Source organism: Pedomonas mirosovicensis, assembly GCF_022569295.1.
Classification (GTDB): Bacteria; Pseudomonadota; Alphaproteobacteria; order Sphingomonadales; family Sphingomonadaceae; genus Pedomonas; species Pedomonas mirosovicensis.
In genome coordinates this window covers 410,001-424,817 of the sequence record NZ_JAKFIA010000002.1, presented here as the reverse complement: position 1 = coordinate 424,817, position 14,817 = coordinate 410,001, and the positions used below count along the sequence as shown (strand labels likewise).

The window sequence follows — 14,817 nt, the reverse complement described above, 5'->3', positions numbered from 1 at the left end:
TGTCATCGTGACGATTATGCGTATTACCCTGTGATTGCGGACCCGAAAGAACCGCAACACTATCAGGGGGAGATAGTCAATCATGTGCAGGTCTCTGCGAGGCATTCTCGTTTCTGCCACGTCACTTACCGCCATCGTCATCGCGGCACAGCCGGTCATCGCCGCAGAAACACGCGAACAGCTTTACGAATTCAACATTCCCGCTCAGGATCTCGGCAGCGCGCTCAATGCCTTTGCGCGCGCCGCGAACCAGCAGGTCACCTTCGATCCGGCGGCCGTTCGCGGCAAGACAAGTGCGGCGCTTTCGGGTCAATTCAGCGCGCGCGCCGGGATCGACCGCTTGCTGGCAGAGTCCGGATTAAGCGTCCGCGTCGGCCAGTCGGGCGTATTCATCGTCCAGCCCGCTGCCGGAGCGAGCGCCGGCGAGGTTGATGAGGCTGCCCCCAGCGCCGGGGCGCGCAGAGGAGAAGCCACTCTCGCCGATATCATCGTGACCGCACAGAAGCGCGAGGAACGGATCAGCGACGTGCCGATCGCGATTACGGCGCTGACGGCGGAAGGACTTGACGACCGCAAGATCGAGGGCGGCTCCGAGCTGCTGCGGGCGATCCCGAACGTCAATTTCTCCAAAAGCAATTTCAGCATGTATAACTTCTCGATCCGCGGGGTCGGGACCAAGGCGATCTCGGCGTCGAGCGACCCTGCCGTCGCCGTCAGCTTCAATAACACACCGCTGGTCCGCAACCGCCTGTTTGAGTCTGAATTCTTCGACATGGCGCGGGTGGAAGTGCTGCGCGGCCCGCAGGGCACGCTCTACGGCCGCAACGCGACGGCGGGTGTCGTCAACATGATCCCGGCGCTGCCCGAGCCCGAGTTCGGCGGCGAGATCAAGGGCGAGCTCGGCAACTACAAGTCCAAGCGCCTGAGCGGTATGCTTAACGTGCCGATCACGGACACCCTCGGGGTCCGCGTGGCCGGCGCGTGGACCAAGCGCGACGGCTATGATTACAACACCTTCACGGAAAACCGGGTCAACGACCGCGACCTGTGGTCGACGCGGGCCTCGGTCCAGTGGGAGCCGAGTGACCGCTTCCGGGCCAGCGTCATCTGGCAGCATTTCGAGGAGAACGACAACCGCTCCCGCACCGGCAAGCAACTGTGCACCACCGATCCCGGCCTGGAGATGGTGGGAGATATCCCGATTACCGACCCGCGTATACGCGGGAAGCTGAGCCAAGGCTGTCTGCCTGGCTCGCTTTACGATGATGCCGCCTATGGCACGCCCAATGGCGACAGTCTGGTCTACATAACCCATCCTGCTGACAATATCACCCTTGGCGCTTGGTATGATCCCACTCGCCCTCGCGGGCGTGGCGACCCCGCCCGTCCGATCAAGTCAGGCGACCCTTTTGAGGGAGTCACCCAATCCCGCGACTTGCGCGAGATCTCGACCAGCATCGATCCGGTATTCCGGGCAAAGAACGATGTCGTACAGTTTAATATGGATTTCGACGTGGCGGACGGGCTGCAATTGGTCTCGCAAACCGCCTATGCGCGCGACCGCTTCTATTCGATGCAGGATTATAACCGCTTCGTCACCAATCCACTGTTCAATGACACCGCCCAACCCATAGTGGATGTTCGCGGCAATATAATAAACGAAGTCAACAAGGGGCCGACGCCGGGCGGAATTTTCTGTGATCCACAGCTTGGCTGCTCGGATCGTATGTTGTCCGCTGATCTCAGTCGCTCACGTAACCGTCAATGGTCGCAAGAGTTGCGCTTGCAATCCAGTTTCGAGGGGCCGGTTAACTTCAACATCGGCGCCAACTACTTGGATTTCAAATCGCAGGACGATTACTACGTCTTCAATAACATGTTCACATTTATTGCGGACTGGTTTTATAGCAGAGATCCCAGAAACAGCATGATGCTTCTGCCATGCGAACTGGGCGATGAATCGCGTGAATGCCCCTACGTCGACCGCAACCCGATCGACAGCCTGGACAATCAGGGCCACAACTACTTCCTCAGCCAGAATGGCGTGAGGATCAAAAGCTGGGCCGCCTTCGGCGAACTGTACTGGGAACTGGCAGACAACCTGAATCTGACCCTCGGCCTGCGCTATACCAAGGATAAGAAGGTATCCGACCAGATTCCCAGCCAGTTGCTGCTGGGCGGCGGCATCGATTCAGGGAGGATTGTGGGCGATAGCACGGGCGGCCGGGTGAACAGCGGCTATCCGGCGCTGGACAGCATCGAGCAGACCTGGGGCAAGTTTACCGGCCGCGCGGTGCTGGATTGGAAGCCGGAGTTGAGCTTCACCGACGATACGCTGATTTATTTCTCGGCAGCCCGCGGCTACAAGGGCGGCGGCGTCAACCCGCCGCGCGTCGACTTTAACTCGGATGTGGTGCAATACCAGTACCTGCCGCAGACGTTCAAACCGGAATATGTCACGTCCCTTGAAATCGGCACGAAGAACAGCTTCGACGGCGGCCGCCTGACGCTGAATGCCAACGGCTTCCTCTACAATTACAAGGATTATCAGATTTCCCAGATTGTTGACCGCATTGCCTACAACGAGAATTTCGATGCGATCAACTGGGGCCTGGAACTTGAAGCGGCGTGGCGGCCGACCCGCGCCTTCCGCCTCGACGGCACTGTCGGCTATCTGAAAACACGGCTGAAGAAGGGATCGCAGTCGATCGACGTGATGAACCGCACCCAGGGCGACTCGGACTGGGTGACGCTGCGCCCCTGGGTTCAGGTTCCTTCCAACTGCATCGCGCCGCGCGCCTTTGTGGAAAAAGTCCTGTCCAGCCCCCTGCCACCTCATCAGGCGCTTGCCGCGCTGTGTCCCGGATCGACGCGGGTCGGCACCTTCGATCCGAAGGTAAATTCCGGGTTTATGCTCAATGAGCGGTACGGTTTTACCTACGATCCCTTCGCGCCCTATAATCCGGATACGGTCGGCATGAATATCGAAGAGGGCGGAAGCGGCGCACCCAATGGCGGACGCGGCTTTGCCGCCGACCTAACCGGGAACGAACTGCCCAACGCACCGCGCATTACCGTCAATATCGGGGCGCAGTACACCTTCTTCTCCGAGACCGACGATTGGGATCTGACCTTCCGCGCCGATTACTACCGCCAGTCGAAAAGCTATGCGCGAATCTACAACACTGAGTTCGACCGGCTGAAGGCCTGGGATTATGTCAACCTCACCATGACCTACACGCGCCCAAAGTCGGAGCTGACCATGCAGGTTTACGTGAAGAACGTGTTCAACAACACGCCGATCACCGACACCTTCGTCAACAGCGACGACACCGGCCTGACCACTAACGTGTTCACGCTCGATCCACGCATCATCGCCTTCAGCATCTCCAAGAAGTTTTAATGAATACAACAATAGCCATGCATGTCATGAAATAGACAAACACAATAACACAATAACACAATAACACAATAATGCGGCGACCCGCTTATTCAGCGGGCCGCCGCCCTTGTTTTAAAATACTTGTTTGACTATTTAATTTACATTTTTACAATATGTTGGAAATTTACTTTATGACGACCCATAGTCGTATTGCACAATAATGTGCAGCCTCAAATACGACATGGGGGAGATTCATGAACAAGCTTGCAAAAATCGCCATGTTGGCGTCTGCGTTCTTCATTCCACACGTTGCGAATGCCGCAGTGCCCACCGGCCCGTTCTATGGCACGGTGGTTGTTCACAAGGGCCTCACGCTCACATGCGATATTGAGATCACGATCGATACCTCCGGCACCCCGGACCTGGCGTATATTTCACTGGTGCCGGGAGACTTTCTCTGCGCTTTTGTGGACTTAGGCGGGCCGTATCCCGTAACGATTACTGAATCCTCGCCGGGCAGCAGCAGCGGCACCTACACGATTTACGGCGTTGAGGTGACCACGATCACTTCTGGCGGTTGCGAAGGCGACGTCTCCGGCACATGGAGCGGAACGACCCTCGATATTGATGCCGTCCTGCCGCCCGCAGACTCCGGTACGGGCGACTGCTCCATTGAAGGGTCGGCCTCGGAGTAAGGTGGAAGCCCCTCGTAACGTCCCGTTACGCGAGGCCCTGGGCGGGCGCACAACACTGTGCGCCCGCCTTCCCTGAGTAGCGGATGGAAGGCGCCCGCATCTTGGTGAGAGTGACACGGTTCGGCGTAATACAAATCGCCCTGCACGGGCTGCTTTCCCTTGCCGCCTCCCTCGGGCTACCGTGCCGCGACGCCAGGGCGGAGGCAGACAGCGGGGCCACCAGCGCGGTGGCGGCGTCACAAGGGATCGCGGCGGCGGCACCTCATGACCGCGCGGCGGCTGGCGGCGCCCCGAAGGCAAGCGACGACATCATCGTCACCGCCAAACGTTATGGCGACGCCAGGGTGAAAGCCGAAACCGAATTCAACGAAGAACAGATTGCCCCGTTCGGCGCCGACAGCATACAGGACCTGCTCGGGCGCATGGAGCCGTTCATCGACGCCGGAGGCGAGGAGCCGGTCATCCTTATAGACGGGCAACCGGCCGGGTTTGACCGGTCGTTCCTGTCCTACCCGGCCGAGGCATTGGAACGCCTTGCCGTGCTGGCACCCGAGGCCGCCGCCCAGTATGGCCAGCCCTCCGGCAAGCGCGTGGTCAACCTGGTCCTGAAAAAGAAGTTTTCCAGCCTCACCGCCGATGCGGGGGTGACATGGGCAACCAGGGGCGGGCGATATGGCGGCAGCCTGTCTGCCGGACGGCTGATCATAGACAGGCCGACCCGCTGGAACGTACAGGCGCGCATCAGCGCCGACAGCGCCTTACGCAAGAGCGCGCGCAACGTTCCGCCACGCGGCGGCCCAGCCGATCGCATGGGCTATATCTCCAGCCCCGACGGGGCGGAAATCGACCCGGCGCTCAGCCTCGCCGCGGGCGGGATCGTGACCTATGCCGCCATACCGCCGGAAGCGCTCGCGGGAACACCGACGCTGGCCGATTTCGCCGCCACCGCAAACCGCTCGCACCCGGTCGATCCCAACGATTACGAAACCCTGACGCCCTCCGGACGCAACCTCTCGCTCAACGCGGGCGCAACCCGTCCGCTGGGGGAGTTTTCAGCATCATTCAGCGTCAACGCGACCCGCAACACAAGTCACGGGCGGCGCGGGCTGCCGATGGCCTCCATCCTTATCCCGGCAAGCAGCCCCTGGTCGCCTTTCGCTGGCGACGTGATGCTGACGCGCCCATTCGCGGGCGAGCAGGTGCTGCGGAACGACAACACGTCGAAATCGCTTGGCGCCTCGTTCACGCTCTCGGGCAAGATCAGCGGCTGGCAGACCAATTTCTCCGCCCGGTACGCCCGCACCTGGAGCGATAACCTTCTGGAGCAGGGCGTCGATGTAGGCCGCGTCCAGGCCCTCGTCAACGCCGGGGATCCCGACTTCAACCCCTACGGCCCATGGGACGAGCGCCTGCTGCTGAGCAACCGCAACCACTCGCGCGGGGAAAATCTCAGCGCCCGCCTCAATGTCTCAAGGACGCTTATCGACCTGCCCGCCGGCCCCCTCACCACCAATCTTTCCCTGAACGGGAGCCGTAACCAGACCCGCAGCCAGCGGAGCGACAGCCTTCTCGGCCCGGCGCCGCCGCTCAAGACGACGCGCGAGCGGGCGGATGGGCAGATAGCGCTCAGCCTGCCACTGTCCCGCCGCGAGGAAGAGGATTCCAGCGTCTTGGGAGACCTGACCCTCGATCTCTCGATGAGCGGCCAGGCAGAATCGAACACACCCCTGCAAAAGCGATACGGCGGCGGCTTTACCTGGTCGCCAAGCCCCGTTCTGCAACTGCGCGGGTCTCTCGAGCAGATCGAGACGGCGCCCTCCTTCGAACAGCTTGATGGTCCGGTCATCTCGACCATCAGCCGGATCTATGATTATTCCCGGCAGGAAATGGCCGAGCCCGTGTGGATCATCGGCGGGAACCCCAGCCTTGGGCGCGGCAGCCAGCAAAACCTTGCCCTGAACGCACAGGTGCGGCCGTTCGGCAACCAGGATCTGTCGCTGAACATCGGCTATCGCCAGCGAGTCGCCAAAGGCGGCGTGACGGCATTTCCGGAGTTGACCCCCGCAATCGAAGCGGCGTTTCCGGAACGGGTGACGCGCGATGCGGCGGGGCGGCTGATCGCGGTCGATGCCCGCGCGGTCAATATCGCCCATGACACCGCCACCGAACTGGTATCCGGCATCACGCTGCGCTGGCAGTCAGGGCGAAAGGCCGGAGGGGACGGACAGCAGGCCAGACCGGCAGACCCCGTTCTGGTAACCGCCTCGCTCAACCATCACTGGCGCCTGAAGAACGAATTGCTGATCCGGCCCGGCGTCCCGCCAATCGATCAACTCGGGCCAGATGGCGGCCAGGCTCGCCACACTCTCTCGTTCCAGGCTACGGTCGGGAAGCGGGGACTGGGCGCGAGCTGGAACGCCAGATGGACGGGCCCCTCGCGCTTGCGCGGCACCACACCTTCAGGAGATTTTCATTTCAAGCCGTCGATGACGCACAATCTCTCGATGCACATTGAACCTTACCGCATCTTCGATTCATTGAGCGGTCAGGGGTGGATAAAAAATCTGAAAGTCTCGCTCGATGTTCAAAACCTTTTCGACAGCTATCGTCGGGTTACCTTTGGCGACGGCAGCATTCCGGCCGGATACAGCCGCGACGAAATCGATCCGCTCGGCCGCACTGTTCGCCTGACCATTCGAAAAAATTCTAGGATGGCTGACAAAACAGAGTAGTTGTTGGTCGCTCTAAAAGCTACCAACAGCGGGAACCAGCTCCCAGCAGGAGCTCGACCGGCTGCACTTGAGCCCGCGGCAACTATGCGCCAAAGTCAGGCATACCATAAGCATCCGCGATGAGCTCGGTTGAACGGTAGATCGCGTCAGGCGAATGGCCGAGGTTCAACACCATGAGCTCGTCAGCTTCCAGGCGCTGTTGCCAGGCATTCAGCTGCTCGACTACCTGCTCGCCAGTCCCGCTCATGATTTTGGCATTCCACATCTCAATGATATCTCGCTCCGCCGAAGAGTAGGGATAGGCTTCTGCCTCCTCCGGGGTCGGCACAACAAAGGATTTGCGCTGAGACATCCGCATCATGCTGTGCGAGTAGGCCCACGCCTGACGCCGGGCTTCATGCTCATCATCCGCAGCGAGCACTCCAAAACTGACAATGGCATAGGGCCGATCGAGCACGGTGGAAGGCTTGAAGTTTTGTCGATAGAGAGCGAGCGCCAGCTCGACGTTTTCATCTGCCAGATGCGCTGCAAAGGCAAACGGCCATCCAAGATGTGCGGCAAGCTGCGCCGAGTAGCCAGAGGAGCCCAGAAGCCAGACCGGGGGGCGTTCGAAGGAGCGTGGCACGCCGTTTTTCCTGTCCTGCCGTGGGCCGGGCACGGCATAGACGCTTTTCTTGAAAGCATGGCTGTCGGGAAAATCATCGTCCAGAAAACGGATGAGCTCCATGACCTGGTTTGGAAAATCCTCGGCGTTGATCTGCCCGCGCCGCAAGGCGTTGGCAGTCGTCATGTCCGCCCCCGGCGCCCGGCCAATGCCCAGATCAATACGCCCCGGCGCAAGCGACGCCAGCAGCCCGAACTGCTCTGCAATAACCAGAGGTGGGAAGTTGGGGAGCATCATCCCGCCCGCACCCAGGCGTATCCGCTCCGTCTCGCCGACAAGGCGTGCGAGGAGGAGCGGCGGCGAGGATGTGGTAACGCCAGGCATGGCGTGATGCTCGGCCACCCAATACCGGGTAAAGCCCCTCCGGTCAGCCAAACGGGCGAGCTCAATGCTGCCGGCCAAGGCTTCACGCGCCGTATAGCCCTTGCCTGCCATGGCAAAATCGAGAATCGATAAAGAAACCGGCGCATTGCCAAATCGCGTTCCAAAAATCGATGCGGTCATTTCAGCACTCCGTGGTGCGTTACACCTGCTTCGAGCGGCAACGCACCGGCATGTTTACAGGGGGTAGGGATTCTGTTGCAGCCGACGTGGCGCGAGCGGATTGCCATCGCGCCACATCGCGCCGACCTCTCTTTACTGAGAGATGTATTCGCTCGTAGCGATGACCTTGCTGTAAGCGAATGCCAGGGCCGACATGTTGGCGGCATGGACCTGCGCGGCCGGAACCGTCATCCCATTGAACTCGACATCACGGGTGGCGCAGGCGTCGTGGATGACAACGGTATTGTAGCCAAAGTCAGCGGCAGCACGGCCCGTAGCCGCGATGCACATGTGGCTCATCGCGCCGATAACCACGACTTCCTCGATACCCTTCTCATCCAGTATCTGCTTCAGCTCGGTCCCGTGGAACGAGTTGGGATGGTTCTTCACGACGACGGGCTCACCCTCGGTCGGCTGGACGGCAGGGTTGATTTCCACGCCTTCCGTGCCGGGGATGAAGAACGGCGCATCTGGACTTAAGAACTCGTGGCGGACATGGATGACCAGATCGCCACCCGAATGCGCTTTCTCGATCACCTTGGCTGCATTTTCAGCCGCCTTCTCGATGCCAACGAGGGGCCACTTTCCTGAGGGCCAGTAATCGTTCTGCAGGTCGACAACGATAATCGCACGTTTGCTCATGGGTCTTCCTTCTCGTCCAAGGTCAGTATGAGGCTGCTTGATACAGGAGGGAGGACGCCCATATAATTGTCGGAACCGACATAATAGAGGTTGATACCGACATATGCCGTCAGATCGCCCAGCCGAGGTTGGCATCGTGCTGTATCCCGGCGCGCAGATGGCGGCCGTGCTCGGGCTCACCGATCTGCTCAGCGTCGCTGACCGACTGGCAAGAGAGAAACATCCGTTTGGGGCCTCACCCCTGCTCCGGATCAGCCATTGGCAAAAAGCGGCGCAGGAAGAAACGCCAGTCCGCGTGTTCGATACCATTTCGGGGGAGGAGGGGAAGCCAACCGTGCTCATCCTGCCCCCTACCCTCGGCGATCCTGTCTCTCGAGAAACGGCCGCCCTCTATGCTGACTGGCTACGAAACAGTCACGGCTCGGGCATCACGCTGGCATCGGTGTGCGCGGGCGCGCTCGTGCTTGGCGAAACCGGCGTTCTGGCGAACCGGACCGTGACAACACACTGGGCCTATGGCGAACTGCTCCGAACGCGGTTTCCGGATGTGGGCGGTGTGGAAACCGATCGGCTGATTATCGATGATGGCGATATTATTACTGCCGGCGGCGTCATGGCCTGGACCGACCTCGGCCTGAAGCTGGTCGATCGCTTCCTCGGACCAACGGTCATGATCGAGACGGCGCGCTACTTGCTGCTCGATCCGCCTGGGCGGGAGCAGTGCTACTATAGCGTTTTCGCACCGAGATTGACCCACGGTGATACAGCCGTGCTCAAGGTACAGCACTGGTTGCAGGCCACCGACGCCAAGGATACCAATCTCGCGGCACTCGCCGCACATGCCGGACTGGAGGAGCGGACCTTCCTGCGACGCTTTCAGAAGGCAACGGGCTTGACGACGACAGAGTATATTCAGAGGCTCCGGGTCGGCAAAGCGCAAGAGCTATTGCAGTTCTCAAGGCTTCCTATCGACCAGATTGCCTGGGAGGTGGGCTATGCTGATCCTGGAGCATTTCGCAAAGTGTTCACGCGGATCGTCGGCCTGACGCCTAACGAGTTTCGGCGACGATTTCGGGCGTGAGCCCATCGCTTGATGTCTTGCGAGTGACGGCAGGAAGGCCTTCAGGCCGGGACCAGCCCGCATTGCTCACTCTTCCGCATAGCTCGCACAGCATTTCGGCGAACCGCTGGCGGATCAGAATTTCAGGACGCAGCTAAAACAGCAAAACCAAGTGGGGCCTGGACGGCCTTTGACAACGGCTTGCCGTGAAGGCCCCACTCTATGCCCGCTGTTTCTCAGACAACCAATGCAATGCCTCAATCGTCCCTTAGCTTCACATATGCCGACTTTATGCAGAGCAACAGGTTTTATTAGGTGTTTTAAGCCTGGCTTTAGCCGAACAAATGAGCAGCATGCGTGATCGCACCGCCAGCGCGTATGGCGGCTGCAACGACCGCAACCTCGGCCAATTGCTCGTCCGTCGCGCCTGCCTTGCGAGCTTCCTGCCGGTGTATTTCAAGGCAGTATGCACATTGGGTTGTCAGCGCAACCGCAACCGCGATCAGCTGCTTGTCAAGGACCGAGAGGCTTCCTTCCTGGAACACTGCTTTATCGAATGCCCAGAAAGCCTTCATCGGTTCCGGCGCGCCACTGTCCAGCTTCTTCAGGTTCTGGAGCTTTTTCATATCGTGCATTTGAGACCTCACTTATGTACGCGGCTCTAGACCGGCGCTCGCGGATCGAGTCCGGCTTCTGGCTCACATTGACTATTCGTCTGCCCGAAGGATCCGGTTACGCCGTGTGCAGCGAAATCGTTCTTTCTAGCTCGGCCAACTCCCCGGCCCGAAGGTCGTGTATCTACTGCGGGGTCCTCCCTGCTCTTATTCAGGCCTGTTGAGATGCGTCATAATTAACGGGACTCCTGCATGTAACCATCATGCAGGTTCGTCCGAAATTCCGACTGTAGAGGCGCAACTTCAAGGCGTCAGGACAGGGACGAGGCATCCATGATGACTTTACGACTTCGCCGCTATGCCCACTGGGCACCGATTCCGCTCCGCCTGCTCGTGGGCTATGGCTTTTTTGCTCATGGCCTGGCGAAGCTGGAAAAGGGTCCGGAGAACTTCGTGCGTATCGTGGATGCAATCGGAACACCGATGCCGCACATGATGGCGTGGCTGACGATCCTTATTGAACTGCTCGGCGGCGTCGCAGTGCTTGCCGGAGCGTTCGTCGGGCTCGCCAGCATTCCCATGGCGGCAGTGCTGCTGGTCGCCATGTTCACGGTCCATATCCAATTTGGCTTTACATCGATCAAGTTGATGGCGGTCACCAGCGCAGGCCCACAGTTTGGCCCGCCCGGCATGGAAGCAGACCTGCTCTATCTTGCCTGCCTCGCCGCGCTGGTTCTGATAGGATCGGGGCCGTTTTCAGTCGACCAATGGATTGCGAAACGACATGGATGAGAGCTCTTATCCCACGTTACAGCTCTGGTACGCGCCGACATCACCGTTCGCGCGCAAGGTACGCGTGGCTGCCTGCGAACTGGGCCTTGCGGACCGGATTGAGCTGGTTCGGGTCGATCCCTGGACCGACAACCGGTTGCGGGCGCGCAACCCGCTCGCCAAGGTCCCGACGCTTGTTGTCGACGGCAGCGAGATATTTTTTGAGTCCGGAGTGATTTGCGATTTCCTGGATTCGCTTAAAGACCAACGGCAGCTGTTTCCACCTGCTGGAACTGCGCGATGGAAAGCATTGCGATTGCAAGGCGCAGCGGACGGCGCCATGACGGCGATGGGCCGACTGTTCGCCGACGAACGCAGACCTGCGAACGAACGCTCCGAGGCGATGATGCGTCGCTTTGTCGAAGCACGGGAGGCGACGCTCGACTGGCTGGAACAGGCGGACTTTGCGCCCAATCCGACTATCGGGGAGATCTCGGTCGCAGTTCTGCTTGGCTATCTTGAGTTCCGCTGGCCCGAGCGCAACTGGCGCATCGGTCGGCCACGGCTCGCCGACTGGTTCGACGCGTTCCGGATGCGGCCATCAATGCAGACGACCGCACACAGCCATTAACTGAGCCTCGCCCTTCCCGTGGTCACCGGGGAGGCCTTGTCCGGAGCAGCAGCCGCCATGAGTCAGAGGCCTTCAAGCGTCACTCCGCCAGAATCTCGTTAAACTCCAAAACATTGAGGTCGGGGTCGCGAATGAAGCAGACATTACGCCGCCCATGGCCCATCATCAGCGGACCCTCGCTGATCTTGATGCCCTCCTGATCCAGCCAGGCGACCAGCGCATCCATACTGTCGATGATGAAGGCCGCATGGGTATAGCCGGGCCGTTTTACAGGGGCATCGAGAAGGACGTTTCCTTCGTTTGCCGCCTCGCCGTTATAAATCAGGTGGATCCGTAGACCCGTGGGGTGCACGAGACCGCAGGCCTGCACCGCGGGAGCGAACTCCTCGGGGTCGCGCACGAAGCCGAGCTTGCCATAGAATGCCTCAGCAGTGGCGAGATTGGTGACGCGAATGCCGACGTGGTCGAGCTTGAGCGTGCCAAATAGCATGGGTCTATATCCTGTAGAATAACCGGAGATCAGGCCTCAAGGCCTGCGCGCGTCCTGGCAAAAGGAATGAAGCCGGGCAGCTGTTCGATCTGGCGAAGCCAAACCAGAACCCTAGGGTAGCCGGACAGCGCCACATTCCCCTCGGGCGCGCGTTCGATGTAGCTGTAGAGCGCAACATCCGCGATGCTCGGCTGCTCCGTCCCTGCGATCCAGCGGCGGGTTGCCAGCACCTGGTCGATCACGCTGAGCGTTGCATGAGCACGTCCCATCACCTCATCGGCATTGAAGGGCGCACCGAACACGGTCATCAGCCGTGCGGCGCAGACCCCATAGGCGACCTTACCGGCGGCGACGGATAACCAGCGCTGCACTTCGGCTTCTTCAACGGGATCGGTCGGCAGCCAGTGCGAGGGACCAATCTTCCGCGCGACATAAACCAGAATGGCCAGGGAATCCGCGATGATGATGCCATCATCATCGAGCACCGGAACCTCTCCAAACGCATTCATGGCGAGAAACCCGGGCTGCTTATGGGCACCGGCCGCAAGATCAACATCGACAAGCTCGTGAGGCATGCCGGCGAGCGAGAGGAACAGGGCCGCGCGATGCGCGTGCCCCGAAAGAGAATAATGGTAGAGCTTCATGGCTTTTATCCCGTGCCAAAGATCAGCGGACCGGCAGAGTCCGAGAGAGAAAATCGCGGATGAGCGGGATGATCTCGTCCGCACGGTCCTCCAGCGCAAAATGGCCGGAATCGATCAGGTGCAACTCGGCTTGAGGATTGTCGCGCAGATAAGCCCTCGCCCCGTCGGCAGGAAAGATCTCGTCATTGGCGCCCCAGACGATCAGCGTCGGCGGCTTACGGGTGCGAAAGAAGGCTTGGAATTCCGGATAGAGCGCGACATTGGTGCGGTAATCGTAGAAGAGATCGAGCTGGATCTCGTCATTGCCGGGACGATCGAGCAGCGCCTGATCGTGCAGCCATGTGTCGGGATCGACGCGGCTCGGGTCCTTAACCCCATGCAGATATTGCCATTTGATATGCTCCGGGGTCAGCGCCATACGCAGAGCATTACGGTTGGCAGCTGTGTTGTTGGCCCACAGGGCCTCGATCGGTTTCCAGAAGTCCTGAATGCCGTCCTTGTAGGCGTTGCCGTTCTGAACGATCAGCCCGGTGACGCGCTCGGGATGGCGGATCGCCAGCCGCAGGCCCACAGGCGCGCCGTAGTCCTGAATGTAAATTGTGTAGCAATCAACGCCGAGCTGATTGAGCAGCGCCTCGATTACGTCCGTCAGATGCGCGAAGGTATAGGCGAACCGGGTATGTTCCGGCGCGCTGCTTTGGCCAAAGCCCGGATAGTCCGGCGCAATGACGTGGTAGCGATCCGCCAGCGCTGGGATCAGATTGCGATACTGAAAGGATGAGCTCGGGAAGCCGTGCAGCAGCAGCACGGTCGGTGCATCCTTCGGACCAGCCTCACGATAGAAGATGTCGAGGCCCTCGATCTTGGCGGTGCGATAGTGGATCACTGAGCTCGCTGGCATTGGCGAGACGGGCTGCGCGTGGGCGGAGCCTGTCGCAAATGGTACCGCCAGCCCGATGGATGCTGCGGTTAATGCACCCAATGCGATGCTTCTCATCGTGATTGCTCCTTGAGTGAGTGGCTGCGATAGCCCTTTCTCGCTCATGGCGCAGATCATGATAATCAGCTGAAAACGCAGTTCATCATTGCGCTTTATAACGATAATGTCATCCCGAAAGGGAGGCGACGATGGACAGGCTGCGGGCGCTGCGGACCTTTATCAGCGTGGCGGAACATGCGAGCTTTGCAGAGGCTGGGCGCCGGCTGAACATGTCGCCGACCACAGTCACCCGCACGATCGCAGCGCTGGAGGCAAGTCTTGGCGTTCCGCTACTGATGCGAACGACGCGCAGCGTGAGGATGACCGAAGACGGCGCGATCTTCCTTGAGCGCTGTCAGGCTGGCATTGCTGAGATCGATCAGGCCTTCGAGACCATTCGAGGTGGAGGCCCGACTCCACGAGGAACCCTGACAGTAACTGCGCCTGTTATGTTCGGTCGGCTGCACGTCCTGCCAATCATCACAGAATTGCTTAGTCTCTATCCGGACCTTCAGGTCCGACTGCTGCTTCTTGATCGGGTGATCCGATTGGTGGAAGAGGGGATCGATATCGCGGTCCGCATCGCCGATCTGCCGGACAGCGCGTTGCATATGCTGCGTATTGGACAGGTCCGCTGGGTCCTAAGCGCAAGTCCCCATTATCTCATGGAGCGAGGCGAGCCGGTGACGCTTGCTGATCTGCGAAACCATGACCTGATCGCGATCGAGGATGAAACGGACCTCCATCGCGGATGGCGGCTTGAGGATGGGCGGCGATCAGGGCGGCCACCGCGCCTGTCGGTCAACAGCGTGGATGCTGCCATATCGGCGGCCGTTGCGGGCCTCGGCATCGTCAGAACGTTATCATACCAGATCACCGAGCATGTGACGGCCGGAAGGCTCCAACCCGTGCTGGCAGAGGATCCCGCCCCTGCCCTGCCGGTCTCTCTCCTGTTCCAGAGCGGACGCAA

Annotated in this window: 13 protein-coding genes (1 of these 13 cut by a window edge); 7 read left to right on the top strand and 6 right to left on the bottom strand. The window is 60.1% G+C overall.

The window, feature by feature from the left end:
- Positions 1–82: 82 nt before the first annotated feature.
- The 3 genes from L0C21_RS14950 to L0C21_RS14940 all read left to right on the top strand — a co-directional run bounded on the left by L0C21_RS14950 (position 83) and on the right by L0C21_RS14940 (position 6,809).
- The gene (locus tag L0C21_RS14950) at positions 83–3,403 is read left to right on the top strand and encodes a TonB-dependent receptor (protein ID WP_259279234.1); all 3,321 of its coding nucleotides are present in this window, start codon (positions 83–85) and stop codon (positions 3,401–3,403) included.
- Positions 3,404–3,636: 233 nt separating this feature from the next.
- A complete protein-coding gene (locus L0C21_RS14945) occupies positions 3,637–4,077 on the top strand; it encodes a PraA/PraB family alkane oxidation protein activator (protein WP_259279233.1) in 441 nt (146 codons plus the stop codon).
- 83 nt (positions 4,078–4,160) lie between these two features.
- Positions 4,161–6,809, top strand: coding sequence for a porin family protein (locus tag L0C21_RS14940; RefSeq protein ID WP_259279232.1), 2,649 nt, complete (start codon positions 4,161–4,163; stop codon positions 6,807–6,809).
- Between the two features lie 82 nt (positions 6,810–6,891).
- On the opposite strand, the gene L0C21_RS14935 is transcribed toward L0C21_RS14940, so the two are convergent.
- Both L0C21_RS14935 and L0C21_RS14930 read right to left on the bottom strand, forming a co-directional pair.
- Positions 6,892–7,977, bottom strand: coding sequence for an LLM class flavin-dependent oxidoreductase (locus L0C21_RS14935; RefSeq protein ID WP_259279231.1), 1,086 nt, complete (start codon positions 7,975–7,977; stop codon positions 6,892–6,894).
- A gap of 132 nt (positions 7,978–8,109) precedes the next feature.
- Positions 8,110–8,658, bottom strand: coding sequence for a cysteine hydrolase family protein (locus tag L0C21_RS14930; RefSeq protein ID WP_259279230.1), 549 nt, complete (start codon positions 8,656–8,658; stop codon positions 8,110–8,112).
- A gap of 103 nt (positions 8,659–8,761) precedes the next feature.
- Between L0C21_RS14930 and L0C21_RS14925 the strand changes: the two genes are divergently transcribed.
- Positions 8,762–9,739: a GlxA family transcriptional regulator gene (locus tag L0C21_RS14925; RefSeq protein WP_259279229.1), complete on the top strand. Its 978-nt coding sequence runs from the start codon at positions 8,762–8,764 to the stop codon at positions 9,737–9,739.
- Positions 9,740–10,050: 311 nt separating this feature from the next.
- Here the strand turns inward: L0C21_RS14925 and L0C21_RS14920 are convergent, their stop codons facing one another.
- Positions 10,051–10,353 (bottom strand): carboxymuconolactone decarboxylase family protein, encoded by a 303-nt coding sequence (locus L0C21_RS14920; protein WP_259279228.1) that lies wholly within the window; start codon positions 10,351–10,353, stop codon positions 10,051–10,053.
- Positions 10,354–10,665: 312 nt separating this feature from the next.
- Between L0C21_RS14920 and L0C21_RS14915 the strand changes: the two genes are divergently transcribed.
- The gene (locus L0C21_RS14915; protein WP_259279227.1) at positions 10,666–11,124 is read left to right on the top strand and encodes a DoxX family protein; all 459 of its coding nucleotides are present in this window, start codon (positions 10,666–10,668) and stop codon (positions 11,122–11,124) included.
- Positions 11,117–11,734, top strand: a complete 618-nt coding sequence (locus L0C21_RS14910; protein ID WP_259279226.1) for a glutathione S-transferase family protein — start codon at positions 11,117–11,119, stop codon at positions 11,732–11,734. The genes L0C21_RS14915 and L0C21_RS14910 overlap by 8 nt, the downstream gene beginning before the upstream one ends.
- Positions 11,735–11,813: 79 nt before the next feature.
- Here the strand turns inward: L0C21_RS14910 and L0C21_RS14905 are convergent, their stop codons facing one another.
- The 3 genes from L0C21_RS14905 to L0C21_RS14895 are packed head-to-tail and all read right to left on the bottom strand — an operon-like array spanning position 11,814 to position 13,865.
- Positions 11,814–12,224, bottom strand: coding sequence for a VOC family protein (locus tag L0C21_RS14905; RefSeq protein WP_259279225.1), 411 nt, complete (start codon positions 12,222–12,224; stop codon positions 11,814–11,816).
- Positions 12,225–12,253: 29 nt separating this feature from the next.
- Positions 12,254–12,868: a glutathione S-transferase family protein gene (locus L0C21_RS14900; protein WP_259279224.1), complete on the bottom strand. Its 615-nt coding sequence runs from the start codon at positions 12,866–12,868 to the stop codon at positions 12,254–12,256.
- Positions 12,869–12,890: 22 nt separating this feature from the next.
- A complete protein-coding gene (locus tag L0C21_RS14895) occupies positions 12,891–13,865 on the bottom strand; it encodes an alpha/beta fold hydrolase (RefSeq protein WP_259279223.1) in 975 nt (324 codons plus the stop codon).
- A gap of 131 nt (positions 13,866–13,996) precedes the next feature.
- Here L0C21_RS14895 and L0C21_RS14890 point away from each other — a divergent pair, with 131 nt between their 5' ends.
- Positions 13,997–14,817, top strand: the 5' portion of a protein-coding gene (locus tag L0C21_RS14890) for a LysR family transcriptional regulator (RefSeq protein WP_259279222.1). 67 nt of this gene lie beyond the right edge of the window; the window shows 821 of its 888 coding nt (coding positions 1–821); the start codon lies at positions 13,997–13,999; its stop codon lies beyond the right edge, outside the window.

Coding starts and splice junctions, on each gene's coding strand:
- L0C21_RS14950 (WP_259279234.1), top strand. CDS start 83: ATGTGCAGGTCTCTGCGAGGCATTCTCGTTTCTGCCACGTCACTTACC.
- L0C21_RS14945 (WP_259279233.1), top strand. CDS start 3,637: ATGAACAAGCTTGCAAAAATCGCCATGTTGGCGTCTGCGTTCTTCATT.
- L0C21_RS14940 (WP_259279232.1), top strand. CDS start 4,161: ATGGAAGGCGCCCGCATCTTGGTGAGAGTGACACGGTTCGGCGTAATA.
- L0C21_RS14935 (WP_259279231.1), bottom strand. CDS start 7,977: ATGACCGCATCGATTTTTGGAACGCGATTTGGCAATGCGCCGGTTTCT.
- L0C21_RS14930 (WP_259279230.1), bottom strand. CDS start 8,658: ATGAGCAAACGTGCGATTATCGTTGTCGACCTGCAGAACGATTACTGG.
- L0C21_RS14925 (WP_259279229.1), top strand. CDS start 8,762: ATGCCGTCAGATCGCCCAGCCGAGGTTGGCATCGTGCTGTATCCCGGC.
- L0C21_RS14920 (WP_259279228.1), bottom strand. CDS start 10,353: ATGCACGATATGAAAAAGCTCCAGAACCTGAAGAAGCTGGACAGTGGC.
- L0C21_RS14915 (WP_259279227.1), top strand. CDS start 10,666: ATGATGACTTTACGACTTCGCCGCTATGCCCACTGGGCACCGATTCCG.
- L0C21_RS14910 (WP_259279226.1), top strand. CDS start 11,117: ATGGATGAGAGCTCTTATCCCACGTTACAGCTCTGGTACGCGCCGACA.
- L0C21_RS14905 (WP_259279225.1), bottom strand. CDS start 12,224: ATGCTATTTGGCACGCTCAAGCTCGACCACGTCGGCATTCGCGTCACC.
- L0C21_RS14900 (WP_259279224.1), bottom strand. CDS start 12,868: ATGAAGCTCTACCATTATTCTCTTTCGGGGCACGCGCATCGCGCGGCC.
- L0C21_RS14895 (WP_259279223.1), bottom strand. CDS start 13,865: ATGAGAAGCATCGCATTGGGTGCATTAACCGCAGCATCCATCGGGCTG.